This is a genomic window from Maritimibacter sp. DP1N21-5 (assembly GCF_019218295.1).
Lineage (GTDB): Bacteria > Pseudomonadota > Alphaproteobacteria > Rhodobacterales > Rhodobacteraceae > Maritimibacter.
Genome location: NZ_JAHUZF010000006.1, coordinates 1,799,868 through 1,822,784, shown reverse-complemented (window position 1 = coordinate 1,822,784; position 22,917 = coordinate 1,799,868). Strand labels below are relative to the sequence as shown.

Genomic DNA, 22,917 nt, shown 5'->3' with positions numbered 1-22,917 from the left:
TCATGATTAGGACACGTGTGACGAATATTGGCCAGTAATCGAGACTGGCCACCGCGCTTGGTTCCCGGAACGCCAGCGCAATGATCGAAGTTAAATTTTTTTATCACCGTCGCGCCACTTCAACGGGATCGCGGCGGCGACAAATTGAAAGTTCGTTGGGGGCGCAGTTCTCTACTGACGCCCCCCATTTGATCGCTTGTCCGTCCCGGCGCCGTTCTCAAGACGCCGTTGTGGCCACGGGCTGCGATCTGACCACGCGCTCGTTCAGCACGGATACCGCAGCGCCCGCCACCAGGGCCCAGAAGGGTGCGCTGATGTTCAGGAACGACACGTTCGACATCGCCACGATCAGGGCGACGAAGGCTCCGATCTGGTGGCCCGCATTCCGGTCGAAGGCGGACTGGAATGCACTCAGCAGGACGGTGATCATCGCCAGGCCCGCCACCGCGCCGATCAGGGGCCCAGGCAGCGCCATGATGATCGGCACCGCAACCCCGGCGAAAATCCCGAAGGCAGCAAAGAGCACGCCGTTCAGCACCGTGGCCGCATAGCGCCGTTCGGGACTCTCGCCCGCCTGATCGGAGGAACAGATCGCCGTCATGGGTCCTGCGATATTGGCGTTATGCCCACCGATGACCCCCGCCAGCATGCCGCCGATGCCCGAGATCACGGTCATGGCGTTGATCGGCGGGCGGTAACCCTCGGCGTAGAGAACCCCAATAGCCTGAGCATTCTCGGCCCCGATCACCAGCACGGCAAGCGGCACGGCGATGGCGAGGAAGGCATCGATCGTAAAGACGGGTGCGGTGAATTCCGGCGCGACGAAGCTGATTGCCGCCTCGCCTCCCTGGAAGCCTCCGGTCAGGGTCACGGCCACCAGGCCCACGATCAGTGCGGTCAGAACCGGCGGGACGGCCCGCAGGAACCGCATCGACAGGAAGAAGGCGATGGTCGCCGCACCGACGACGATGGGCAGCTTCTCGATCGAGGTGACCGCGCCGATGCCGAAGCGAATGAGCGCCCCCGCGATCATCGCCATGACGACGGGCATCGGAAGCCAGCGCATCACCTTGCCGATGAGCCCGGTGATGCCGAGCACGAAGACCATCGCGCCGGCCATCAGGAAGGCGCCAACCGCCTGTTCGAACGGGAAGGTGCCGAGCGCGCCGGCGACGAGCGCCGCGCCCGGTATGGAATAGGCCCCCGTCACCGGGAGCTTGTAGTAAAGCGCCATGATCAGGCTGATCAGCCCACCGAGGCCGTAGATCGCTAGAAGCCAGGCCACGGTCTGCTCCTCGGTCAGCCCGCCATTATTGGCGGCGCCGATCACGATCAGGGCAGGCCCCGAGCATCCGAAGATGGCCGCGACAAGCCCAGCGCTGGCGGTCTTGATGCCCAGCGCCTCGCGCAGGCCGGACAGGCCTGCGCCGAAGCCCGGTCCTTTCTCGATCCAGTTTGTGTTTTCCGTCCGTTCCATTTGGGTCTCCTCCCTTGATGTTGGTTGCGGGCCCCCTCAGCGGCCGGTGAATGCGGGCTTGCGCTTGGCGTGGAAGGCCTCGACGCCCTCGCGGAAATCCTCCGATTGACGCAGGCGGCTGTAGTTCAGCCCTTCCATCTCGATCGCGGTACTGAGGAGCGCGTCATCGGTGTCGTTCAGCAGCTTCTTCGCAGTGCGTTGCGCCATGGGTGAAAATTCACGGAGCTCGTTAACGAGGTCGGTCACCGCCTGTTCGAGATCGCCATCTGGTACGCATTCGGTCGCGATGCCCCAGTCGAGCGCCTGCTGACCCTTGATGCGCTTCGAGCGCATGACGATGTCTTTCGTGCGCGCAACGCCGACGATTTTCTGCAGCCGGGCAGAGCCGCCCGACCCGGGGATCTGGCCCAGCTTCTGTTCGGGCAGCGCATAGCGGCAGGTCTCAGACACGATGCGGAAATCGCAGGCCAGCGACAGCTCGAAGCCGACCCCGAAAGTGTAGCCGCGATTGGCGGCGATCACCGGCTTGGAGCAGCGCGCGGGTGCTGCCACGTTCCACGCGAGGTGCGAGACATGCTCGGGGCTGGCCTCGAGGAAGCCCTTGATATTGCCGCCCGAGGAGAAATGCTCGCCTTCGGCAGAGACGACTATGATGCGCACGCGGTCATCTTCATCGAGTGCCTCGAAGACGAGGCGGAGCTGATCGCGAGCGCCCATCGAGATCACGTTGTAAGGCGGCCGCGCGAGAATGATATCGGCGCGCTCGTTATCTGCATCGAGCCGGACGTGAAAGCCGTCGAGTTCGGAGAGGCGCGGATCTGTGAAGGTCATGGTTTCGGTCATCGGAGTATCTTTCATCTGGGTGTCTTTCTCTGGACTTACGCAGTGGTGGTTTCGGCCGGTTCGACCTCATATTCGCCCGCGACAAGTAGGCGTCGGAGAAGTTTTCCGACCGGGGATTTCGGGATTTCGTGCACGAAGACGTAGCGGCGCGGGCGGCGAAAATTGGACAGCCCAGAGGCACGACAATGGGCGTCAAGGTCGGCCTCGGTGACATCGCCGCCGCGCTTGACGAAGGCGGTCACGACCTTACCCCAGCGAGCGTCGGGCAGGCCGACCACGGCGACCTCGGCCACCGCGGGATGCAGCGACAGGCAGCTTTCGACCTCGACGGGCGAGACGTTCTCACCGCCGGTGATGATCATGTCATCGGCTCGGCCAGTGACGAACAGATCACCGTCTTCGTCGAAGTGCCCGCAATCGCCGGTGAAGTACCAGCCGTCGCGAATGGCCTTGCGGTCCGCTTCGGGGCGTTTCCAGTAACCCTCGAAGGCCTCGTCACCCTCCATGGAGGCGACGATTTCGCCTTCTTCGCCGGGTGCGCAGGTCTGGCTGACATCCGTTGAGCCGAGTGGCACCACGCGCAGGCGCTGGTTGATCGCGGCGCGGCCCGCCGATCCGGGTTTGGCCGCGGCGTCCTGGCAGATTGAGAAGGTGTAAATCTCGGAGGAGCCGTAGTGGTTCACGAAAAGCTCGGGCTGGAAGGCCTCCGCCAGTTTCTGCAACAGACCATCGGTCATCGACGCCCCGGCAAAGCCCAGCTTTCGCACGCTTGCCACTCGGTCCGGCGAGAAGCCTGCGTGGAAGACGATGTCGTGATAAAGAGTCGGCACGAGATAGAGGTTGCTGACACGATGCTGCTCGATCGCAGCAAGCGCGCCCGGTACGTCGAAACGCGGCAGGCAAACGAAGGCACCGCCGATCACGCTGGCCGACAGGAGCGAGCGGATCCCCATTGTATGATAGAGCGGCATGACACCAAGCGTGCGCTCGCCATGGCCGTACATGTTCTGCGCCACATGGGCGATGGCCGCGGCCCGTTCGGCCCGGTGGCGGCGCGGCACACCCTTGGGCTTCGAGGTCGTGCCGGATGTGTAGAGCATGACCGACAGATCGTCGGCGCCGGCCTGCGGCACCGCATCGGTGGCGCGCCCCTCCAGCATCACAGCGAGGCCCTGATCACCGCCGAGCGGCAGCAAGTTGAGGCCCGGCGCAAGTGCCGATCCGGCCACCGCCTCGGACGCGGCATCGTCATGCACCAGAACGCGGGCCGCACTGTCGTGCAGCGCATGGTCCAACTCGTCGGCGGTGACGCGCCAGTTGACGGGCGTGATGACGATCCCGGCGATCTGGCAGGCCCAATGCAGCGAGGCGTTCTCCCACCGGTTCTGCATCGCCGTGACCAGTATGTCGCCCTTTCCAAGCCCGATCTGGCCAAGCGCATCCACAAGCGCGCTGATCCGGCCATACCAGTCGGCATAGGTGATCGTCCGGTCCCCTTCGGCGATTGCCATCGCGCCGGGGTCGCGTTCCACGGACGCGATAAAGCTGGTTCCGAGGTCAAGCATCGATTGGTCCTCCCTTGATGCGGTTACGGGCGGCCAGCGCCGCCTGAACGATGGGCGCATAGCCGGTGCAGCGGCACAGGTGGCCCGAGAGCGCTTCTCGGATCGCTTCTTCCTCCGCGTCCGGTTGGCGCGAAAACAGAGCGTCGAGCGTCATCAGGATGCCCGCCGTGCAGAAGCCGCATTGCAGCGCGAAATGTTCGCGGAAGGACTCTTGCAGCGGGGTCAGCGCATCGCTCTCCCCCAGCCCCTCGACCGTGCGGATCTCGCAGCCCTCGGCCTGCTGGGCGAGCATCAGGCACGCCCGGGCGGGTTCGCCGTCCACCTGCACCGTGCATGCACCGCAGACACCATGTTCGCAGCCCACATGGGTGCCCGTCGCACCGATCTCGTGGCGCAACACGTCGCTCAGAAGCTTCCTCGGGGAGGCGCGGGCGGATACCGGCCGTCCGTTCAGGGTGAAGCGGAGCGCGTGCGTCTCGTCTTGGGTCAGTCGCGGCATGACAAAGCCTCCTTCAGGGTTGCGCGGCCGAGCTTCCGGACCAGGTCGCGGCGATAGCGGGCGGTGGCGTGCAGGTCGTCGCGGGCCTGCAGGTGCCAGGCGAACTCGTTCAGCCGGTCGTCCAGATCGGCTCTGTCTGTCGGCAGCTCGAGCGTGCGCGGGGTGTCGGCGACGCCGCCCACGGTAAGCCTGGTGGTGCCATCGGACCGGGCGATCGCGGCGCAGGCGACGATGGCGAAATCGCCGTGTCGGCGCGCCACTTCGCGGAAGGCATATCCGGTGCCCGGCTTGCGGGCCGGGAACGTTACCGAGACGATCATCTCGCCGGGGGCGAGGTCGGTGGACATCATGCCCTGAAAGAAATCATGCGCACCAATCTCACGCGTCTTGCGGCGGCGGCGCAGGGTCACGGTGCCGCCGAGCGCGATCAGGCAGAGCGGCAGCTCGGCACTGGGATCGGCATGGGCGACGGAGCCGCAGATCGTCCCGCGATTGCGCACCTGCGTATGGGCGACCCAAGGAAGTGCCGCGTGTACCAAGGGCAGACGATCTGCCAGCTCCGGCCAGCGCTCCAGCGTGCTCTGGCGCACGGCGGCACCGATGGTAATCCGGCTGCTCTTGGCTTCGATCCGCGAAAGTTCCGGGATGCGGGTGATGTCGACCAGCGTGGCAGGGCGCGCGAGGCGCATGTTGAGCATGGGCATCAGCGACTGACCGCCAGCGAGGACGCGGGCCTCGGTGCCGCCCTGGTGCAGCGCCTCCAGCGCCTCACTCATGTCGTTGGCCGTTACAAGATCGAACGGGGCGGGTTTCATGACCGGCCTCCCCTGATGACGAGATCGACAAGACCGCGCAGACGAGCCACGGCACCGCTGGACGCGCCGCCGCCGCAATGGCGCGCGAGAGTGCGGAAGAACTCGCCGATCACGACCTTCGCCGCGCCGTCCAGAAGCCGTCCGCCGACCGACGCGACCTTGCCGCCGATCTGGGCCTCGTAGCGATAGGCGATCTCGGTGCCGTCTTCGGTGTCGGTCAGCGTGATGCGGCCTTGTCCACCGCCTGTACCGAGCGCGCCCACGGCCTGCCCCGAGAGGGTGACCGCATTGGGAGGGTCGAGGTCCGACAAGTCGATTTCGGCCTTGTAGCGCCCCCGCACGGGCCCGACGCCCAGCGTCACATCCGCCTCGAAGCGCGTCTCGCCGACCTTCAGGACGCCATGCGAGCCGGGGATGATAGCGTCGAGCGTCGCGGGATCGAGCAGCATCCGCCAGACATCCTCGCGGCTGGCGTGCACTACGGCGCGGCCTTCGCCGGTAAGCGTGCGCCCACCTGCCGTGGCCTCGGTTTTCGTCTCGGGCACGGGCACTTTCGGGGCGGCCTCGCCGCCGAAAATCAGTGGGGCGAGCTTGGCCGCAGTCACCGGCAGCACGAGCTCGGGTGCATCGCCCTTGGGTGCGAGCGCATCGGCCACGGCGTTGGCGATGCACACGGGCGTCGACATGCAATTGCCTTCGCCGACGCCCTTGGCCCCAAGCGGTGTGACGGGCGAGGGGGTCTCGTGATGCAGAATCACCGGCTCGGGGACCTCCATCACGGTGGGTAGCAGGTAGTCGGCAAGCGTGCCCGAGCGGAAAGACCCGTCGGGTCCGTATGCGTATTCCTCGAGGAAGGCAGCGCCGACCGCCTGGGCAAAGCCGCCCCGCACCTGACCGTCGACCATGGCGGGATGCAGGATGCGTCCGCAATCATGCATGGTCACGTAGCGGTCGATCCGCGGCTCGGCGGTCTCGGGGTCGATCTCGATACCGCAGAAATCGAAGATGAAGCCGTGACAGAGCGAGGAATTGATCCCGTCCTCCGCCGTCGGTGCCTCCAGCTCGGGCGGGGTCCAGTAGACGGCCTCGCGCAGGGTCTGGTCCACGTCGTCGGGCAGCGTGCCCGGCGACCAATGCGCCGTGGCGGCCACCCGTGCGAAGGACAGGCTGTTGTCTGGATTGCCTGCAGCACGGATACGGCCCCCCTCGAAGAGCACATCGCTTGCGGAGATGTTCAGCTGCGTCGCCGCGACCTTCGCCAGCTTGTCACGCAAACGCGCAGCTGCGATCTCGGTGGCACCGGCGACGGCGGGGGCAAAGCGCGAGGCGTAATTGCCCGAGGCGATGGACCACGCGTCGCGCATCGTGTCCACATCGGCCAGAACGCGCACCGCGTCCATCGGCAGACCGAACTTGTCGGCCACGACCTGGGCCAGCACCGTCCGGTGGCCTTGACCCTGCGGAACCGAGGCGACCTTAACCGTGACCGAGCCCAGAGGATCGATTGAGATGGTTGAAGTCGCCTGCGCGCCGTTCTTCGGTCCGGCCTTGCCGCGTTCTTCGGGCGTCAGAACGGTGGTAATGTAGCCCATGTTGGACACGGAGGGTTCCACCACGCAGGCAAAGCCGATGCCGTAGTGGCGGCCCTCGGCGCGGGCCTTGTCGCGGCGGACGTAGAGCTCGGCGAGGTCGCCTTCCGCGACCGCGCGGTCCAGCGCCGTGGCGTAGTCGCCCGAGTCATAAAGGGCGCCGCTGGCCGTACGGTAGGGAAAGGCCTCGGCGGGGATGAGATTGCGGCGGATGACCTCGAGCCGGTCCAGCCCGAGATGCCGCGCGATGGTATCCATCAAACGCTCTAGCGCGAAATAGATCTGCGGCCCGCCGAAGCCGCGATTGAGGCCCGTCGGGGTCTTGTTCGTCAGCACGACGCGGTTACGGATCGCCATGTTCGGGATGTCGTAGGCACCGGTCATGTTGCCGTGCATCCGGTAGAGCGTGGCAGGCTCCGGCGCGCGCAGATGAGCGCCGCAATCCTCGATCTGATCCCAGTCGAGCGCGGTGATCCGTCCATCCGCCGTCACCGCCGCCTCGATCCGCGTTTGACGATTGGTGGCCGAGACGCTTGCCGACAGATGCTCCAGGCGGTCTTCGTTCCACTTGACCGGCGCACCCGCGATGCGCGCGGCGATGCCCGCGAGGATCATGTAGGGAAACACGCCCTGCTTGATCCCGAAGGAACCTCCTGAGTCGGGCGGCGTGCGCAGCCGCAGCCGGTTGCCCGGCACGTTCAGCGACCGGGCCACCACCGCGTGGATCGAAAAGGGGCCCTGGAAATTCGCGGTAACGTCATAGGCATCCTCGCCCGGCTCGTAGCTGGCGATGACGCCGTAGGTCTCGATGGGCGTGCAGGCGCTGCGCGGATAGGTGATGTCGATGCCGATCCGGTGCGGGGCTGCGTCGAACGCCGCCTCGGGATCGCCGTAGCGGAAGCTGCGTTCGCTGATGAGGTTGCCACCGAGGCTGGGATGCAGGACAGGCGCGTCTGCGGCCAGCGCCGCGACGGGGTCCACGACTGCATTCAGCGGGGCGTAATCGACCGCGACCAGATCGGCGGCATCCTCGGCAAGGTAGCGATCGGTCGCAACGACCATCGCCACGGGCTCACCGACATAGCGAACGCGGTCCACCGCCATCGGCCAGCATTCGACATCAGCCTTAACGCCGACGGTCATGGACCGGGTACGCGCCGCGACATCCTCTCCGGTGATCACCGCAACTACGCCCGGCGCCTGCGCGGCCTCGGCAGTATCGACAGACCGGATCGCCGCATGGCCGTGGGGCGAACGGACAAAGGCCAGCGCCAGCGTGCCCGCGGCCACCGGCAAGTCATCGATATATCGCCCCCGCCCCGACAGCAGCGCCGGATCCTCGACGCGCAGGGCGGACTGGCCGAGCAGCTTTTCTGTAACGGTATCTTTCATGTCTCCTCCCAGGTTGGCATGGGCAAGCCCGTGGGAGAGGACGTTAGGTGCGGGTCTGCCGGCCTCGCGATCCCGCCAGGTCTCGGACCTTACCGAGTAGTCTCAAAAAGCGGGGTCAGGCGGTATCGCGCAGGGCTGAGACATCGCGGAAGACGCTGGGCGAGGAGCCGGCATGGTCGTGGAAGAACCGCGAAAAATGCGCGGGGACGGAGAAACCCAGGTCGTGGGAGATGGCCGAGAAACTGCGCGTTTCATGTGCCACGGCCTGCACCGCACGCTCGACCCGCTGGGTGTTCAGGTAGACTCGGGGTGAGATCCCGGTATCGGCCTCGAAGAGCCGAAAAAAATGCGCACGCGACAGGCCGCATTCGCGGGCGAGCCAGTCCATTGAGACGATTCCGGCCGGATCCTCGCGCAGCAGGGCTAAGGCCCGTGCGATCCGCCGGTCGGGCGCGCGCGTCGCTCTGGCTCTTACCCGGAGGGAGGGCTGTACATCGCGCCAGGGTGCCAACCGCTCGATAATGGAGACCATCAGCCGCCCGATCAGCCGCTCATGCGTCGCGGCATCGCCGGGTGCCCGGACCATCGCCTCTGCCGTCTCACCGACCTGTCTCTGGATCTGCGGCGTGATGGCACCGCCAGGATGCGGGAAAAAGTCTGGCCCGGCGCTCGCTTCCCAATTGCCGCGAAACGCGCCAAGCCAAGTTGGTTCGATGTACATTGCGAGAATGATGGTTGGCGGTTGATCCGCGCGATGCACGTAGCTGTGGTGTTCCCAGGCATTGATTAGAACCGCGCTTTCATCGGTCAACGCCACGCGGCGTCCGCCAACATCGAACTCGGTATCGGCACCTTCGACCTTCAGGAGAACGTGGCATTGCGCGTGGGCGTGCTTAACGAGAGGCCGGTCCATATCAAGCAGAGCGACCCGCCCGAAAGGCCCGATAGCAATCCTCAGAGCAGACGACATCCGAGATGGTTACCAGTTTTCAAGATCGAGTCAATCTCGTCCGGCTGCAGGCTTCATGACGCCTGCTCCTTTCAGGACATTGCCGGCGGCACTTGATAATGTGTGTTATCAAGGGTTTCGCGCGGAAGCTGGATAGCAAACTGAACCACGATGAATCGCACTCCGATCGGCCCGAAACGAATGTTTCGTTTCGGAGGGATCGCTCTGTTTAAGCGCAGATGTGCCTCGCCATGCTGCAACCCCTTCTGCAACGAAGAAGACATTTCATTTCAATCGGACGTAAGCGTGAATTTTTTCAAATCTCAGACGTATGCGCGGAGCAAAGTTACTTCCTTCGTGGTTCAAAGATGCGACTCTTCAGCACCGAATGGTCAATCCAAAAGAAAGAGGGTTGCTTCCAGACCTTAGCCGTTCAGTCCACGAACTGCAGCTCGGGGCCGTCCGTGAAGACGTCCCAGCCGTTTAGATTTCGATGGCTTTGACGATCGCCAGCGCATCTTCAAGTTCAACGCCAAGGTATCTGACAGTGCAGTCCATCTTCGTGTGCCCCAACAGGAGCTGAACGGCCCGCAGGTTGCATTGACCGCGACTTCGGAGAGCACATTCGCGGTTGCAGCGGGACGGCACATCCCATCAATCGGACCGAAGCCGATCACGACCAAGTTCAGAGGGGGCAATGTGATTCCACGCGCCGAAACGACCGAGGTTCCGTGAAATACTTGAAGATTTGAGTTCGCTCGGCTTGGCGAAAAACATCGCAAGTCAATGGGGTGATACCTATCAATCATGTCGTCTGCATTGAGGAGAGATCTCGGGAAGTTCGGCCGTGTCGCTCTTCTGGACATGGACCGGCCGTTGGTCAGACACGCCCATTCGCAATGCCATGTCCTGTTCAAGGTCGAGGGGCACCACCGTTCCGGCCAGCCGTCGACCATCATTCTGGCGTTTTATGTCGAGCCCTCCTGGCTGGGCGCCTTCCGTGACAATTGGCACGCCAGCGGCGCCCCGGGTTTCTTCCCGAGACCCGGCGGCGCGATCACCCCAAGGTTGCGCCAACAGGTGCGCGAGATCGCCGAGACGATGATCCGAGCACCCGGAGATGCGGTAGAACATGTGCGACCGATCAGCCGGCTGATGACCTCAGTGATTGAACGGATGGCACTGTGGCGCGACGTCCAACCCTCGATCCGAACGCTTGCCGCGGGGACAGAAGCCCCCGACCGGCGCATATTACGCGCGATGGCGATGATGCGCGAGGACCCCGCCAGCGTCACGTCGATGAACTGGCTTTCGTGCGAGAGCGGCCTGTCGCGGGCGCATTCTTCCGGCTCTTCGAGGGTGCACGAACGTGTCGCCACGCGTCTACCTCAACATGATCCGGGTCGAACGCGCGGTGCAGGCCTTGGCCAACGAAGACCGCAGTTTCACGGCGATCTCTGACGAGCTCGGCTTCTCTGTCCCGGCCCATTTCTCGCGGTTCTTCCACGATCATGCAGGCTCTTCGCTCAGCTCTTTCCGGACGGTCTCGGGGCTCCGCCGCGACGTTTTTTGAGACGGATCGGTAAGTTCTGTGACTTTGCGGGATCGCCCGTCGCATGGGGCGCGCCGTAACGTTTTTTCCTACGCTTGCCCGATGCGTGACCAACCCGGGAGGAAAAATGAAGGACACCGCCACCGAGCCGTTCGTCGACCCCTCGATTCCGAGCATCGATGAGGCCGCGCCACTGTCCGGACGGGGATTCCTCGTCGATCTGCAGCATTCGGAGGGGGCGTTGGCGCCAGACTTCCGCCGGTTGCCGCACGGCCACGCCGAGATCCGCGCGATCAACATAGGGGCTGCCGCTGCCGCGCTTAGAGTGGTCGCCGGGAACTTCGGCACTGACGTCGCCCAGCGGACGCCATTTTCTGGCAGTCGGTGTGAAGGCGGGTTGACGCGTGCTGCCCGAGGGCAGTCGACCGGGTCCGCCATGTCGGCGAACCGGGGGTGACGATCGGCGCGTCGTGCCGCCGCGTCCGCACGATCAGAATCGGACCAAATCAATCGAAAGCACTCGCCGAGCATGACTTGCTGCCGGTGATGTAAAGGTTCGCAGGCTCCATCGACGTGATGTCGCGGATGCCCCAGTTGTGTTCCGTCGCCGAAATCGAGGGATCGCGCCGGTTCAACACGCGCACGCCAGAGGTGAAGAGCGCGGTCTGGATCATGTCGCCCGCGCCCTGCGTGACCATCTTGCCCGCGCCGCCGTCGGCATAGGTTTCCTTGCCGGTCGCGTCGTTGATCGCGCCCACCGCAAAGGAAAGCCCGTCGGGCACACGGCCCCCGGCGCAGGTCAGCGCATTGTCATAGGGGGTCACGAGTCGCCGGATCGGCGGGCCGTCGGGAAAGCCCACGTCCCGGTCGGCGGGCGCGACGGCCTTGTCCAGTCCGACGCAACCGGACAGGGACAGGCAAGCGAGGAAAAGCGCAGCGGCACGCATGGGATGGATCGACCTTACTCAGCCGCAGTTGCCCGCCGCAGCGGCGGCAAGGGCGTCGGCGAGGTCGAGCGCCGTGGGCACCTGGAAGGCATCGACATCTGTTCCGTCGACGGGCGCGCCGCGCGATGCCGACAGGATCGAGGCGTCGATGCAGCCGTTGTTCTCGGCGGTGTTGTCGGCGTAAATCGTGTTGTTGTCGCCTTCGGTGGTGATCTCGGTCGTGCCGGTGTTGAGCGAGCCGACCGCATAGGTCTGTTGCCCGATATCGTCGCCGATCTGGAAATCCGTGTTCACCTCGCCGGTTGTCGCGACCTCGACGTAATTCGCCCGGTTGTCGTTGATCACGTTGTAGACCGTTTCGGGAATTTCGGCCGGAGGCAGTTCGGCCTCGCGCATGATCTGGGCCTGCTGGAGCACGAGGCTCCGCTGGCTGACCGAGGGAAAGGTGTAGGTCCCGGTCCAGTTCTGTCCGGCGGTCCCGAAGCTCTGGGCCAGACCGGCGGCCGGGAGGACCGCCAGCAAGAGCGCGAGCCGGATCATTTGTAGTGCCCGGACGGCATGTCGACGCTGCCGTCGGAATTGATCGTGATCCGCCCGGCGCGCACGACCGGCGTGCGGCCCGTGGGAGCGGACGGGCCGGAGAGCGTCGTCTTGGTGGCCAGGGACTTGCCGCCCCCGGCCGCCGAGCTTTCGACGGTGACGGAGGGCGCGGGGCCTTTGCCGTGACCGCCCCCATGGTTCGCGGGGCGAGACGCCGGCTGGCCGGAGCCGCCCATTTCCCTAACCCCGAGCACGCGCGTCGCGGGGGACCTGGATTGCGACTGGGGCATCGCCTGGGCGATCTCGACCGGAACGAGGATGGTCGGGCAACTCGGTGCTGCTCCGTCGATCTTGTCCTCGACCACGGGATAGTCATGCCGGACCACGTAGCCCGTCGGGGCCGCGATGCAGGCGGGGTCGACCATCTTCATGTAGGCTTGCGTCGTCCGGCATCCGGCGAGCGGTCCTGCGGCAACAAGGAGGGCTAACGAGATGTGTTTCATAGGGAATCCTTTTCAATCCCCAATGGCTTAACCGTCGTGAACACAGGCCGATACGTGTCGTCCGGAGGCCGGCGTGTATCGAAAGACAGGCGGTCACATCCGATCGGAGCGGTCGGTTATCCAAGCGATCCGTTCGCTAAGGGTCAGAGGTCCAGATGCGCTGAGCCGCAGAGGCGCTGACATGAAATTCCAAGAGACCGGCACCCCGCATCGGCAACGCTATGACGAACCGCGACACCTGGGGCCGTCTCACCGAAGACGAGCGCCGCTTAGGGCTGGCCGTCGGGGTCGAGGATGCGCTGACTTCGTTGGTGTTGAACCTCGAGCGCAACGAAAGCGGGGTGCAGGCGTTCCGCGACACGGACAAGACGGTCTACGAGGCGACCGAGGCCGACCTCGCCAAGATCACTGAGTTTTTTGAGCAGGATAGGCCGGTTATCCGCGCGCAATATGCCGATCAATACGGGCTCGAGAACGTCGACGGGAAGATCGCGACGATCGTCATGCGGGCGCGAGTTCGAGTTGTTGTTGCGGTTCGACCGCCCGCGATCATCGTCGCCATGATAGGTGCGCTTATGAAAGCTTGTTTCCTGCGAGCGGGATCGTTGCTCGGCGCCGCGTTTACTCCCCGAAGGTGAGAAAAAGTCATCGCCGCGGGCTCCCGGGACCTGTCGAGGCCCCGGGGCAATCTCATCGGTCACGCGACCGTCAAAGCGCGCCGACTTCCTCGTAGTAGCGACGCGCGCCGTCGTGGAGGGGCATGTTGCCCTCGAACTTCACCGCTTCCTCGATCGAGATCGCCTTGGCCCAGGGGGCCTCGGACGTGATCGAGTCGAGGTTGTCCCAGAACGCCTTGGTGATCGCATAGACGGTATCGGCATCCATGTCGGCCCGGACCGTGATCCCGACCGAGGTGTCGTGGCTCATGACGGCCGTTTCGTTCACCTGGCGTTCGTATGCGCCGGCGTCGATTTCCGACAGGGTGCGGAAGGAGCCGAGGAACTGGTCCACGGCTTCTCCTTCGTGGCTTTCCGGCCCGATGAACAGGATGTCCTCGGTCTCGGTGATCTGCAGGAACTGCTGGCAGGGGTCCATGCAGCCGTTCACATACATGTCGATCTTTCCGTCCAGGAAGGCCTGGAAGCCCGTCGCCCAGTTCGAGGTGATCGCTTCGTAGTCTTCGCCCGCGACGAGGCCGGTCGTCGCCTCGATCCAGTCCTTCGCCGTGGCATAGGCACCGCCGCCGGCCGGTCCGAGGAAGACGGTCGTGCCCTCGATGTCGTCGAGCGTCTTAATGCCGCTGTCGGGGCGCACGGTGTAGTGGTATTCGCCATAGGGGAACCACATGATCAGCCGCAGGTTTTCGGACAGGGCCGGAGCGTCGGGCTCGTTCGCATACATCGCCTTCCCCGCCTTCATCAGCGGATAGATCGAGGGCGAGGTCATCGACATGTCGAGGTTGCCCCGCGCCACTTCGACCATGTGAAGCGTCGCCGCCCCGCCGCCCGCGACCTCGATCTCGACATCGTCGAGGGCATTGGTCACGAGGTTGGCGAAAGTCGACATGGTGATCGCCGGGCCGAGGCTCGGTTCGATCGTCGCCATGGTAAAGGTTTCGGCCTGTGCGGTGCCTGCAATGGCCAGTGCCGCCAGACCGGCGATGGTAAGATGTTTCATTGGATCTCCTCCCTGATTGAACCTATTGGTTGAACTTGTGTCTTGCTGCGGGCCGCGATCCTTTCGCGGACGACGAGTGCCAGACCCAGCAGGGCCGCAGGCACCGCGACCACGGCGGCGGGGGCCAGCGCGGTCAGACCCAGGGCAATGCGCAGCCCACGTTCGATAGCGGTGAGCCTTGCCCGGTCGAAACCGGCGAGCCCCGACCCGATCAGCCACATGGCGAGCGTAAAGGCCACGATGACCCAGCCCAGATCGCCCCAGGTGACCGTCGAAATGTCGATCATCGCCCGGCTCTCGACCGGCTCGCCGCCGAACCACTCGAACAGCACCTGCAACTTGTAGAGCACCGCCGGGTGATAGACGAAGACGAAGGGGATCAGGAAACCCGCCACCGCGATCTTCGCCGCCTCGAACCCGGTACGGATCGGGTTTGCCCCGGCGATGGGCGCGGCGGCAAAGGCCGCCAGCGCAACCGGTGGTGTTACCGTAGACATCATTGCGAAGACCACGACAAAGAGATGCAGCGTCAGCGGCGCGAGCCCGACCGCGTCGATCCCTGAGGAAAGCGCGATCACGATGATGAAATAGGTGGCACCCGGCGGCAGACCCATCCCGAGCACGATGGCACCGAAAGCCACGACCAGCAGCACGACAGGCAGCGGCCCGGTGGCGACTTGCGCGAGCAGCAAGGAGAGGCGGCCCGCGAAGCCCGAGGTCTGGATCAGCCCGACGATCAGACCGATGGCCGTCACGATCACGATGATCGAAGCGCACATGCGACCGGCGTCGGCAAGGGCGGCAAAGAGTTTGCGCCAGGACCGGAACTCGGGGAACAGAACCAGCGACGAGACGAGCGCGGCGACGATGCCGTAGAACCCGGCCTTCGGCACCGAAGGCTGCGAGAACAGGAAATAGGACAGGGTGCCCAGCGGGACGACGAAGACCAGCGTCTTGACCCATTCGGGGCGGGTGAGCGGCGGACGGGCCGAGCGGGGCAGGGCGCCGACACCTTGGCGGCGGGCCTCGAAATAGACCGCCATGAAGGTGCCGAGGTAGTAGAAGATCGCGGGCACGATGGCAGCTACGACGATGTAGCGGTATTCGAGCCCGATCTGTCCGGCCACGAAGAAGGCGACGACACCCATGACGGGCGGCATGATCTGACCCCCTGTCGACGCGGCGGCCTCGACCGCACCGGCAAAGGCGGCCTTGAAGCCCGACCGTTTGACGACAGGAATGGTCATGACGCCCGTGGACACGACGTTCGAAATGGCGGCCCCCGACAGCGTGCCGAAGAGCGCCGAGGAGGCGACCGCGGCATGGGCCGCGCCGCCGGTGAAGCCACCGGTCAGACGGTTCGCGATCTTCATCAGGAGGTCCCCCGCGCCCGAGGCCATCAGGATTGCGCCGAAGACGATGAAGACGAGTACGTTCGCGGTGACGACCTGCACGGGCTGGCCGAACATGCCGCCCGTTTGGGCCCAGAAGTTCAGGAGCATCTGGCGGAAGTTCTGGTCGAGCGTTGCCTCGGACCCGGCGAAGACTCCGGTCCAGTCCGGCAGCCAACCGCGCGCGAAGAAGTAGACGATCCAGAACAGACAGAAGCCGACGATGAACCCGCCGAACATCCGGTAGGTCATGTAGAGCGTGATCGCGGCGGCAACAGGGAAAGCGATGTAGTCGATGGGCTGAACACTGGGAAGCTGCCCGCCGTCCATCGCAAATATCTTGACGATCCAGACCGAGAAGGCGGCGGTGGTGGCAAGCGCCATCACCCAGTTCAGCCAGCGCAGGGACGGCGAGACATGGATCTTCAGGGCGGAAATGATGAAGGACAGGATGATCGGTAGGCCGATGATCAGCCCGGTCGGGCGCAGGAAATCCTGCTCGAACACGCGGTGCCCGGCGCCCAGCCAGTGCTCGCGCAGGAGAAGGCGCTGATCCTTGCGCGACAGCTCGTCAAAGCCCGGCGTGGTCGTTTCGATCACCCAGCGCACGAAGTCACTGAGTGGACCAGAGGCGGCATAGATCACCGCGACGACGGCCAGGCCTATGGCGACGATGTTCGCGACCCGACGGTCGGTCCCGTTCAAAGCGAGTTCAGCCATCTTCCCGCACCTCCTGCTTGATGTGGATCTGGCGCGCGCGGCCGCGGTAGGTCTCGGTCCAGCTTTCCGGCACTTCGGAACCGTCGACGAGGAAGGGCAGGATGCCCTTCTTTGCCGACGCGCCGCGCATGGCGGCGATATCCGCCTCGGAACGCGTCACGCGCTGGGCGTTGCGCCGGCCCCAGGTGGCCAGATGGTCGTAGAGTTTCCCGATGACCTCCCCCTGCGCGGGGTCGTCGCCCAGGTCACGGAACTCGTCGGGGTCGGTCGCCGTGTCGAAGAGCATCGGGCGGAACCCGCCCTCGGCGTGGATGAGCTTGTGACGACCATCGTAGACCATGAAGAGCCGCGCATCGTCGGACGGCACGCCAAGCGCCTCGCGCATCGGCGTGACCGAATAGTCGTATTCGCTGATCACCACCTCGCGCCAGTCGTCGGGCGTCTCCCCGTGCAGCCACGGCAGGAGCGATCGCCCCTCGATGATGTGATAGGGCACCTCGCCGCCCGCTGCCTCGACAAAGGTCGCGGCAAGGTCGATGGCCTCGACCAGCGCGTCGCAGGTGGTGCCACGGGTGGCGTCGGCTTCGGGCCGGGGATCGTAGACGATCATCGGAACCTTGACCGACGGCGCGTGGAACATGTCCTTCTCGCCCAGCCAGTGATCGCCCAGGTAATCGCCGTGGTCCGAAGTGAGCACGATCATCGTGTCCCGCAGCTTGCCGGTGGCCTCGAGGTGGTCAAGCAACCGGCCAAGCTGATCGTCGCATTGCTTGATCAGGCCCATATAGGCCGGGATCACCTTGGAACGGACCTCGTCCTGCTGGAACGCCGCCGCGATCTTGTTGGACATGAAGGCCTTGTAGACCGGATGCGGATCGTCCCATTCGATCGGGTGCCGTTTCGCCGCCGGAACATGGTTCGGGCCGAACATGTCGTGGTAGGGGGCCGGCACGATATAGGGCCAGTGCGGCTTGATGAAGCTGACATGGGCGAGCCAGGGTCCTTCCGTCTGGTCCACGAAGCGGATCGTCTCCGAGGTGAGCCAGGGCGTTTCGCTGTCTTCCTCGCGGATGTTCGCGGGCTTGTCTGCGTTCTTGAACATCCAGCCCGACGCGATGTTGCCGTCGTCGTCCACGCTCGCATTGGCGTAGTCCGCCCAGGGGTTATCGCCGTCATACCCCTTGGATTTAAGGTATTCGTTGTAGGGCGATCGCTTGCGGTCGTAAAAGCCATCCGGCCCCTGTCCCCAGAGCCCGTCGTCGCGGATCCAGGCATCGAAGCCGCATTCGGCCTGCCGCGCCCCGATCACGCTGTCCGCCGCCAGCCCGAGCCGCGCCATGCCCTCGGCATCGACGTTCATGTGGGTCTTGCCCAGGAGCCAGGCGTTCATGCCGAGCTTGCGCAGGTGGTCGCCGAGCGTCACCTCGCCCACGCGGAGGGGAAAGCCGTTCCACTGCGCCCCGTGCGACGAAGGATACCGACCCGTATAGTAGGACATGCGCGACGACCCGCAGACCGGCGATTGCACATAGGCCTCGGTGAACCGGACGCCCATAGACGCGACGCGGTCGAAGTTCGGGGTGTGCAGATGCGGATGCCCCGCGCAGCTCAGGTAATCGAACCTGAGCTGGTCATACATGATGAACAGGATATTCATATTTCCTCCCACACCGGGGCAGAACCCCGGGTGCAGACGATCTTGCCGCATTTAGGCATAACCGCCTAGAAACTTTTCTTTATCTCTATAACCGCTGGTTATCGGTCAGCGACTCGCTCAGGATCTGGGCCTGTGCGACGGCAGCCTCGACAAAGGCAAGACCTGCCGGGGTCAGCGGCCTGTCGGCCCGCACCATCAGACCGATTTCCACCGGCGTCAGCTTGTCCTCGATGTCGAGAACACGGAGTTTCCACCGTGGCAAGATCTCGGGCAGCGACATGGTGGGAAAGGAACACAGCCGGTCGCCCCATTCGAGCATCGCGAGAAGGCTGGTGATCGAATCCGAGGTGACCGCGGGCTTGGGCGGCGTCAGACCCATTGCCTGGAAATCGTGACCGACACCGAAAATGCGCTCGCGCGGCCCGATCCTGAACCAGTCGGCGGACTGAAGTTCGGAAAGACGCCGCGCGTTGAGAAAACGGGAGTTCTCGCCGGTGATGATCGAGATCGGCGAAGCGAAGAGCGGGCGCACGTGAATCCCGCTCCGGTAGTCGGGATCGGGCAGAGGTCCGAAGACGATATCGGTCTGGCCGGACCTGAGCTGCGCGATGGTCGAGGGCGGATGCCCACCCGACACCTGCACGTGAACCCTTGGAAATCGACGACGAAACCGGTTCAGCGCCTGCGGGATGATCCGCAGGGCCGCGAGCGGGGACACCGTGACGCTCAGTTGCCCGGACCGATCGCCCATGATCTGGCCGACCTCTTCTTCCAGCTTGCGAAACTCGGCCTGGTTGACACGCGCACGCGCGATGACGGCCCGACCGATTTCCGTCGGCTCGATCCCCCGCGCCGCGCGGGTGAAAATCCGGGCGCCAAGTCCGTCCTCGGCCTGCCTGAGCGCCTTGGTCAGCGCCGGTTGCGTCTTGCCGATCAATTCGGCCGCCGCCCGGAGACTGCCCGCATCCGCGATGGCGACGATCACTTCAACATGGGCAGGCTTCACGGCGGCGTTCCCGGATCTGGATGTGTTGCTGCCACATTGGCACAGCGGCTCGGGCAAGCCTACGCCCCACGCCCGTTTTTCTGGCGCGAAACCGATGGCCCGCAAGTGACCACGCTCTCGACGCAGGTGTGTACCTGCGCAATGATGGATGCAGGACGTGGGGAGGGGGTGCCGCGATGCCAGCGGTGATCACCTCGGCAAAGGGGACAGGGGTCGCGTGAAACAGACCGGGTCGGACCGTGTGAAGATCTTCATCCTGCTCCTGGCCGTGCTTGGCCTCGTTGTGGGGCTTATCCTTTACGTCTCGGATCGCAGGGACCTCGCGACTTATGCCTGGGTGGCCGGGGTCATTCCCGCGCTGTTCGCGCTGCTGGTCGAAATCCTGCGCAGCATCGGGCGGGGCGAGGTCGGGCTCGATATCGTCGCCGCCTTGTCCATGTCAGCGGCGCTTCTTTTCGGAGAAACACTGGCGGCTTCGGTCGTCGCGGTGATGTATTCCGGCGGAACGTTCCTCGAGTCCTTCGCCGAGGGCCGCGCCCGGCGCGAGATGCGCGACCTCTTGTCCCGTGTGCCACGCACCGCAACGCGCTACCGCGACGGCGGGCTGGAGGAGGTCGCGCTCGACGGGATCGCGCCGGGGGACCGTCTGCTCATCCGGCAGGGCGACGTGGTGCCGGTGGACGGCGTGGTCGCCTCGGATGCGGCTTTCGTGGATACCTCGGCGTTAACAGGAGAGTCGCTTCCCGTGCGACTGAAACGCGGGGAAGACGCACTGAGCGGTTCGACCAACGCGGGCGAGGCCTTCGACCTCACCGCGCTTCGCCCCGCGAAGGACAGCACCTATGCCGGGATCGTGCGGCTCGTCGAAGAGGCGCAGGCGTCCAAGGCGCCGATGTCGCGGCTCGCGGATCGCTGGTCCCTTGGGTTCCTCGCTGTCACGCTCGTCATCGCGGGCGCCGCATGGGCCCTGACCGGGAACCCGATCCGTGCGGTGGCCGTGCTGGTGGTCGCCACGCCATGCCCGCTCATCCTTGCCGTTCCCGTCGCGCTGGTGGCAGGTCTGTCGCGGGCCGCACATTTCGGGGTTCTGATCAAAGGCGCGGGGCCGCTCGAGACGATGGCGCGAGCGCGGACCCTGATCCTCGACAAGACCGGCACGCTCACCGACGGACGCCCCCGGATCGTGTCGATCGAACGCGAGGGCGACCTGACGACGAACGAGATCCTGCGCCTCGCCGCAGCGCTTGATCAGGCGTCGCAACACCCGGTGGCGCAGGCGGTCGTTGCGGCAGCGAAGGCTCAAGGGCTCTCGTTACCGCTTCCTTCCGACGTGGCCGAGTTTCCCGGTGAAGGCGTGATAGGCCAAATCGAAGGCCACTCCGTCGTCGTCGGCGGAGAGGACTTCGTGCTGTCCCGCGTCGGGGATCGGCCTGGCGACCCTCGCCAGATGACGGCCGGTTCCGTGCGTGTCGCCGTCGCGGTCAATGGCCGGATGGCAGGGCATCTCGTCATGTCCGATCCGCTGCGCGACGGGGCGGGCGCCATGTTGGCGGATCTGCGACGGCAGGGGATCGAACGCATTCTTCTCGCCACCGGGGACCGCCCCGATGTCGCCGAGCGGGTGACAAGAGGCCTTGGGCTGGACGGTGTCCGCGCGGGTCTTTCTCCGGATCAGAAGGTGCTGCTCGTGGTGACCGAGCGCAAGCATGGGCCCGTCATGATGGTGGGCGACGGGGTCAACGACGCGCCGGCCCTCGCCACCGCCGATATCGGCGTCGCGATGGGCGTGCGGGGCGCGGCCGCGTCCGCGGAGGCCGCCGATGCGGTGCTTCTGGTGGACCGGATCGACGGGCTGGGCTCAGGAATGGAAATCGCCCGCTCCGCCCGGCACATCGCAATGGAAAGCGTCGTCGCGGGGATCGGCCTCTCGGTGCTTGGCATGATCGCCGCGGCCTTGGGCTACATCAGCCCGGTGCAAGGGGCGCTCTTGCAGGAAGTGATCGACATCGCGGTCATCCTGAACGCATTGCGCGCCCTGCGCATCACGCCCCACAGACCCGCCTAGACCGGTCCTCGCCGTCACGTGTCCGCCACCGGCACCCAGAGCACATCGCTGATCCGGGGCGCGCCCGTGGCGAGCATGACGAGCCGGTCGAAGCCCATCGCGATGCCCGAGGCCGGGGGCATGTGGGCCAGCGCCGCGAGGAAATCCTCGTCCAAAGGATAGCGTTCGCCGTAGATGCGTTCCCGTTCGTTCATGTCGGCCTCGAAGCGGCGGCGCTGCTCGGCGGGATCGGTCAGCTCGCCGAACCCGTTGGCAAGCTCCACGCCGCAGGCATAGACCTCGAACCGCTCCGCCTCGCGCGGGTCGTCGTCGCAAAGCCGGGCGAGCGCCGCTTCGCAGGCCGGGTAGCGGTCCAGAACGGTGATCCGGCCGATCCCGAGCTTCGGTTCGACCCGCTCGGAGAGCACGCGCGAGAAGATGTCGGACCAGGTATCGTCCGGGGCGAAGACGACGCCCGCCCGCGCGGTTTGCGCGGCAAGGGCATCCCGGTCCGGCAGGCCTGCGACCGTGAGCGTGGCCAGAAGGTCGATGCCCGCGAAACGGTCGAAGGCCTCGGCCACCGATAGCCGATCATAGGGCAGGGCCGGGTCGCAGGTCACCTCACCCTGGCGCATGAGCGCGGCGCCGGTCGCTATTACGGCAAGCCGCGCCAGTGCCGCCACGTCCTCCATCAGAACCTCATAGGGTTCGCCCGCCCGATACCATTCGAGCATGGTGAACTCGGGACTGTGGCGCGGGCCACGCTCGCGGTTGCGCCAGACATGGGCAAAGGCCGCGATGCGGGCTTCTCCGGCCGCCAGAAGCTTTTTCATCGCAAACTCGGGCGAGGTGTGCAGATACATCGGGTGGACCAGACCGTCGTTCCCGATCATCTGCGTGGCGAAGGCGTGGAGATGCGTCTCGTTCCCCGGGCTCACGACAAGGGCTGGCGGGTCCACCTCGACGAAATCCGCCTCGGCGAGATAGCCCCGGATCGCGGCCTGCGCGCGGTTGCGCGCCAGGAGCATCGGACGGCGGTCGGCGTGCCGCTCGGGGCTCCACCATGACGACTGGGACATTTTCGCGCCTCTTGACTGGATTTTCGCGGCGCGATGGGCTAGGGCCTCGTGCCGAACGGGGGCTTTTCGCGCCTCGCATACGCCAAAGGATCATCCGGTGAAAGTCATCGCTTCCTCTCTTCGTAAGGGCAACGTCGTCGAAATCGACGGTCGCCTCTGTGTCGTCCTCAAGGCCGAAAACTTCCACCCCGGCAAAGGCACGCCGACGACCTCGGCCGACCTGCGCCGGATCGACGACGGCGTGAAGGTGTCGCAGCGCTGGAAGACCACCGAACAGGTGGAAAAGGCCGACGTGGACGAACGCGAGTGGGACTTCCTCTACGACGATCCGGAAGGTTTCCACTTCATGAACCCCGAGACCTACGATCAGGTCGCCGCACATGCCGACGTCGTGGGCGATGCCGCGGCCTTCCTCGAGCCGGGGATGCGCGTGTTCCTGCAGACCTTCGAGGGCGCGGCAATCTCCATCGAACTGCCGCAGAAAACCGTCGTCGAAGTGACCGAGACCGAGCCGGTCGTGAAAGGGCAGACCGCGTCTTCCTCCTACAAGCCCGCAATGACGAATGTTGGCGTGCGCATCATGGTACCGCCGCATATCGGGGTCGGCACACGTGTGGTGATCAACACCGCCGACAACAGCTATGTCGAACGCGCGAAAGACTGAGCAGTCAG

21 protein-coding genes and 1 pseudogene are annotated in these 22,917 nt (G+C 65.1%); 6 read left to right on the top strand and 16 right to left on the bottom strand.

Annotation, left to right across the window (positions count from 1 at the left end; all coding sequences use genetic code 11):
• Nucleotides 1-217 precede the first annotated feature (217 nt).
• From KJP29_RS16635 to KJP29_RS19360, 8 genes and pseudogenes are all read right to left on the bottom strand, one after another.
• A complete protein-coding gene (locus tag KJP29_RS16635; protein WP_218464633.1) occupies nt 218-1,477 on the bottom strand; it encodes a benzoate/H(+) symporter BenE family transporter in 1,260 nt (419 codons plus the stop codon).
• 36 nt (nt 1,478-1,513) lie between these two features.
• Entirely contained in the window at nt 1,514-2,320 is an 807-nt protein-coding gene (locus KJP29_RS16630) for an enoyl-CoA hydratase/isomerase family protein (protein ID WP_255553642.1), read from the bottom strand.
• A gap of 35 nt (nt 2,321-2,355) precedes the next feature.
• Nucleotides 2,356-3,885, bottom strand: coding sequence for an AMP-binding protein (locus tag KJP29_RS16625; RefSeq protein ID WP_218464632.1), 1,530 nt, complete (start codon nt 3,883-3,885; stop codon nt 2,356-2,358).
• Nucleotides 3,878-4,384: a (2Fe-2S)-binding protein gene (locus tag KJP29_RS16620; RefSeq protein WP_218464631.1), complete on the bottom strand. Its 507-nt coding sequence runs from the start codon at nt 4,382-4,384 to the stop codon at nt 3,878-3,880. Before KJP29_RS16620 ends, KJP29_RS16625 begins: the two co-directional genes overlap by 8 nt.
• A complete protein-coding gene (locus KJP29_RS16615; protein ID WP_218464630.1) occupies nt 4,372-5,199 on the bottom strand; it encodes a xanthine dehydrogenase family protein subunit M in 828 nt (275 codons plus the stop codon). The genes KJP29_RS16620 and KJP29_RS16615 overlap by 13 nt, the downstream gene beginning before the upstream one ends.
• Nucleotides 5,196-8,180, bottom strand: coding sequence for a molybdopterin cofactor-binding domain-containing protein (locus KJP29_RS16610; protein WP_218464629.1), 2,985 nt, complete (start codon nt 8,178-8,180; stop codon nt 5,196-5,198). Before KJP29_RS16610 ends, KJP29_RS16615 begins: the two co-directional genes overlap by 4 nt.
• A 115-nt stretch (nt 8,181-8,295) precedes the next feature.
• Nucleotides 8,296-9,093, bottom strand: a complete 798-nt coding sequence (locus KJP29_RS16605) for an AraC family transcriptional regulator (RefSeq protein ID WP_255553641.1) — start codon at nt 9,091-9,093, stop codon at nt 8,296-8,298.
• A 519-nt stretch (nt 9,094-9,612) separates the two neighbouring features.
• Nucleotides 9,613-9,726 (bottom strand): annotated as a pseudogene (locus KJP29_RS19360) (integrase); the annotation flags it as partial.
• Nucleotides 9,727-9,936: 210 nt separating this feature from the next.
• Here KJP29_RS19360 and KJP29_RS16600 point away from each other — a divergent pair.
• The 3 genes from KJP29_RS16600 (at nt 9,937) to KJP29_RS16590 (ending at nt 11,138) form a co-directional block, all read left to right on the top strand.
• Complete coding sequence (locus tag KJP29_RS16600; protein WP_218465011.1) at nt 9,937-10,590, top strand: hypothetical protein; 654 nt, start codon at nt 9,937-9,939, stop codon at nt 10,588-10,590.
• Nucleotides 10,523-10,702, top strand: a complete 180-nt coding sequence (locus KJP29_RS19455) for a helix-turn-helix domain-containing protein (protein WP_370630891.1) — start codon at nt 10,523-10,525, stop codon at nt 10,700-10,702. Before KJP29_RS16600 ends, KJP29_RS19455 begins: the two co-directional genes overlap by 68 nt.
• A 106-nt stretch (nt 10,703-10,808) precedes the next feature.
• Complete coding sequence (locus KJP29_RS16590) at nt 10,809-11,138, top strand: hypothetical protein (RefSeq protein WP_218464626.1); 330 nt, start codon at nt 10,809-10,811, stop codon at nt 11,136-11,138.
• 49 nt (nt 11,139-11,187) lie between these two features.
• On the opposite strand, the gene KJP29_RS16585 is transcribed toward KJP29_RS16590, so the two are convergent.
• From KJP29_RS16585 to KJP29_RS16575, 3 genes are read right to left on the bottom strand one after another with little or no spacing between them, the layout of a single operon-like run.
• The gene (locus KJP29_RS16585; RefSeq protein WP_218464625.1) at nt 11,188-11,628 is read right to left on the bottom strand and encodes a hypothetical protein; all 441 of its coding nucleotides are present in this window, start codon (nt 11,626-11,628) and stop codon (nt 11,188-11,190) included.
• An 18-nt stretch (nt 11,629-11,646) separates the two neighbouring features.
• Nucleotides 11,647-12,168, bottom strand: a complete 522-nt coding sequence (locus KJP29_RS16580; protein ID WP_218464624.1) for a hypothetical protein — start codon at nt 12,166-12,168, stop codon at nt 11,647-11,649.
• Nucleotides 12,165-12,671, bottom strand: coding sequence for a hypothetical protein (locus KJP29_RS16575; RefSeq protein WP_218464623.1), 507 nt, complete (start codon nt 12,669-12,671; stop codon nt 12,165-12,167). Before KJP29_RS16575 ends, KJP29_RS16580 begins: the two co-directional genes overlap by 4 nt.
• A 221-nt stretch (nt 12,672-12,892) precedes the next feature.
• On the opposite strand from KJP29_RS16575, the gene KJP29_RS16570 reads away from it, so the two are divergent.
• Entirely contained in the window at nt 12,893-13,309 is a 417-nt protein-coding gene (locus KJP29_RS16570) for a hypothetical protein (RefSeq protein ID WP_218464622.1), read from the top strand.
• Between the two features lie 70 nt (nt 13,310-13,379).
• On the opposite strand, the gene KJP29_RS16565 is transcribed toward KJP29_RS16570, so the two are convergent.
• The 4 genes from KJP29_RS16565 to KJP29_RS16550 all read right to left on the bottom strand — a co-directional run bounded on the left by KJP29_RS16565 (nt 13,380) and on the right by KJP29_RS16550 (nt 19,122).
• Nucleotides 13,380-14,348 (bottom strand): TAXI family TRAP transporter solute-binding subunit, encoded by a 969-nt coding sequence (locus tag KJP29_RS16565; RefSeq protein WP_218464621.1) that lies wholly within the window; start codon nt 14,346-14,348, stop codon nt 13,380-13,382.
• Nucleotides 14,345-16,459: a TRAP transporter fused permease subunit gene (locus tag KJP29_RS16560; RefSeq protein ID WP_218464620.1), complete on the bottom strand. Its 2,115-nt coding sequence runs from the start codon at nt 16,457-16,459 to the stop codon at nt 14,345-14,347. The genes KJP29_RS16565 and KJP29_RS16560 overlap by 4 nt, the downstream gene beginning before the upstream one ends.
• Nucleotides 16,452-18,116 carry a sulfatase-like hydrolase/transferase gene (locus KJP29_RS16555; RefSeq protein WP_218464619.1) on the bottom strand — a complete coding sequence of 555 codons (1,665 nt, stop codon included), beginning with the start codon at nt 18,114-18,116 and terminating at the stop codon, nt 16,452-16,454. Before KJP29_RS16555 ends, KJP29_RS16560 begins: the two co-directional genes overlap by 8 nt.
• 85 nt (nt 18,117-18,201) lie before the next feature.
• Nucleotides 18,202-19,122: a LysR family transcriptional regulator gene (locus KJP29_RS16550; RefSeq protein ID WP_218464618.1), complete on the bottom strand. Its 921-nt coding sequence runs from the start codon at nt 19,120-19,122 to the stop codon at nt 18,202-18,204.
• A gap of 217 nt (nt 19,123-19,339) precedes the next feature.
• Between KJP29_RS16550 and KJP29_RS16545 the strand changes: the two genes are divergently transcribed.
• Nucleotides 19,340-21,187, top strand: coding sequence for a heavy metal translocating P-type ATPase (locus KJP29_RS16545; protein ID WP_218464617.1), 1,848 nt, complete (start codon nt 19,340-19,342; stop codon nt 21,185-21,187).
• Between the two features lie 14 nt (nt 21,188-21,201).
• Here KJP29_RS16545 and epmA read toward each other — a convergent pair whose 3' ends face one another.
• Nucleotides 21,202-22,245, bottom strand: coding sequence for an EF-P lysine aminoacylase EpmA (gene epmA, locus KJP29_RS16540; RefSeq protein ID WP_218464616.1), 1,044 nt, complete (start codon nt 22,243-22,245; stop codon nt 21,202-21,204).
• 97 nt (nt 22,246-22,342) lie between these two features.
• Between epmA and efp the strand changes: the two genes are divergently transcribed.
• Nucleotides 22,343-22,909: an elongation factor P gene (gene efp, locus KJP29_RS16535; RefSeq protein WP_218464615.1), complete on the top strand. Its 567-nt coding sequence runs from the start codon at nt 22,343-22,345 to the stop codon at nt 22,907-22,909.
• Nucleotides 22,910-22,917: the final 8 nt, after the last annotated feature.

Coding starts and splice junctions, on each gene's coding strand:
- KJP29_RS16575 (WP_218464623.1), bottom strand. CDS start 12,671: ATGAAACACATCTCGTTAGCCCTCCTTGTTGCCGCAGGACCGCTCGCC.
- KJP29_RS16580 (WP_218464624.1), bottom strand. CDS start 12,168: ATGATCCGGCTCGCGCTCTTGCTGGCGGTCCTCCCGGCCGCCGGTCTG.
- KJP29_RS16585 (WP_218464625.1), bottom strand. CDS start 11,628: ATGCGTGCCGCTGCGCTTTTCCTCGCTTGCCTGTCCCTGTCCGGTTGC.
- KJP29_RS19455 (WP_370630891.1), top strand. CDS start 10,523: ATGATCCGGGTCGAACGCGCGGTGCAGGCCTTGGCCAACGAAGACCGC.
- KJP29_RS16610 (WP_218464629.1), bottom strand. CDS start 8,180: ATGAAAGATACCGTTACAGAAAAGCTGCTCGGCCAGTCCGCCCTGCGC.
- KJP29_RS16570 (WP_218464622.1), top strand. CDS start 12,893: ATGACGAACCGCGACACCTGGGGCCGTCTCACCGAAGACGAGCGCCGC.
- KJP29_RS16590 (WP_218464626.1), top strand. CDS start 10,809: ATGAAGGACACCGCCACCGAGCCGTTCGTCGACCCCTCGATTCCGAGC.
- KJP29_RS16600 (WP_218465011.1), top strand. CDS start 9,937: ATGTCGTCTGCATTGAGGAGAGATCTCGGGAAGTTCGGCCGTGTCGCT.
- KJP29_RS16615 (WP_218464630.1), bottom strand. CDS start 5,199: ATGAAACCCGCCCCGTTCGATCTTGTAACGGCCAACGACATGAGTGAG.
- KJP29_RS16605 (WP_255553641.1), bottom strand. CDS start 9,093: ATGGACCGGCCTCTCGTTAAGCACGCCCACGCGCAATGCCACGTTCTC.
- KJP29_RS16630 (WP_255553642.1), bottom strand. CDS start 2,320: ATGACCGAAACCATGACCTTCACAGATCCGCGCCTCTCCGAACTCGAC.
- KJP29_RS16625 (WP_218464632.1), bottom strand. CDS start 3,885: ATGCTTGACCTCGGAACCAGCTTTATCGCGTCCGTGGAACGCGACCCC.
- KJP29_RS16565 (WP_218464621.1), bottom strand. CDS start 14,348: ATGAAACATCTTACCATCGCCGGTCTGGCGGCACTGGCCATTGCAGGC.
- KJP29_RS16555 (WP_218464619.1), bottom strand. CDS start 18,116: ATGAATATCCTGTTCATCATGTATGACCAGCTCAGGTTCGATTACCTG.
- KJP29_RS16635 (WP_218464633.1), bottom strand. CDS start 1,477: ATGGAACGGACGGAAAACACAAACTGGATCGAGAAAGGACCGGGCTTC.
- KJP29_RS16560 (WP_218464620.1), bottom strand. CDS start 16,459: ATGGCTGAACTCGCTTTGAACGGGACCGACCGTCGGGTCGCGAACATC.
- epmA (WP_218464616.1), bottom strand. CDS start 22,245: ATGTCCCAGTCGTCATGGTGGAGCCCCGAGCGGCACGCCGACCGCCGT.
- KJP29_RS16620 (WP_218464631.1), bottom strand. CDS start 4,384: ATGCCGCGACTGACCCAAGACGAGACGCACGCGCTCCGCTTCACCCTG.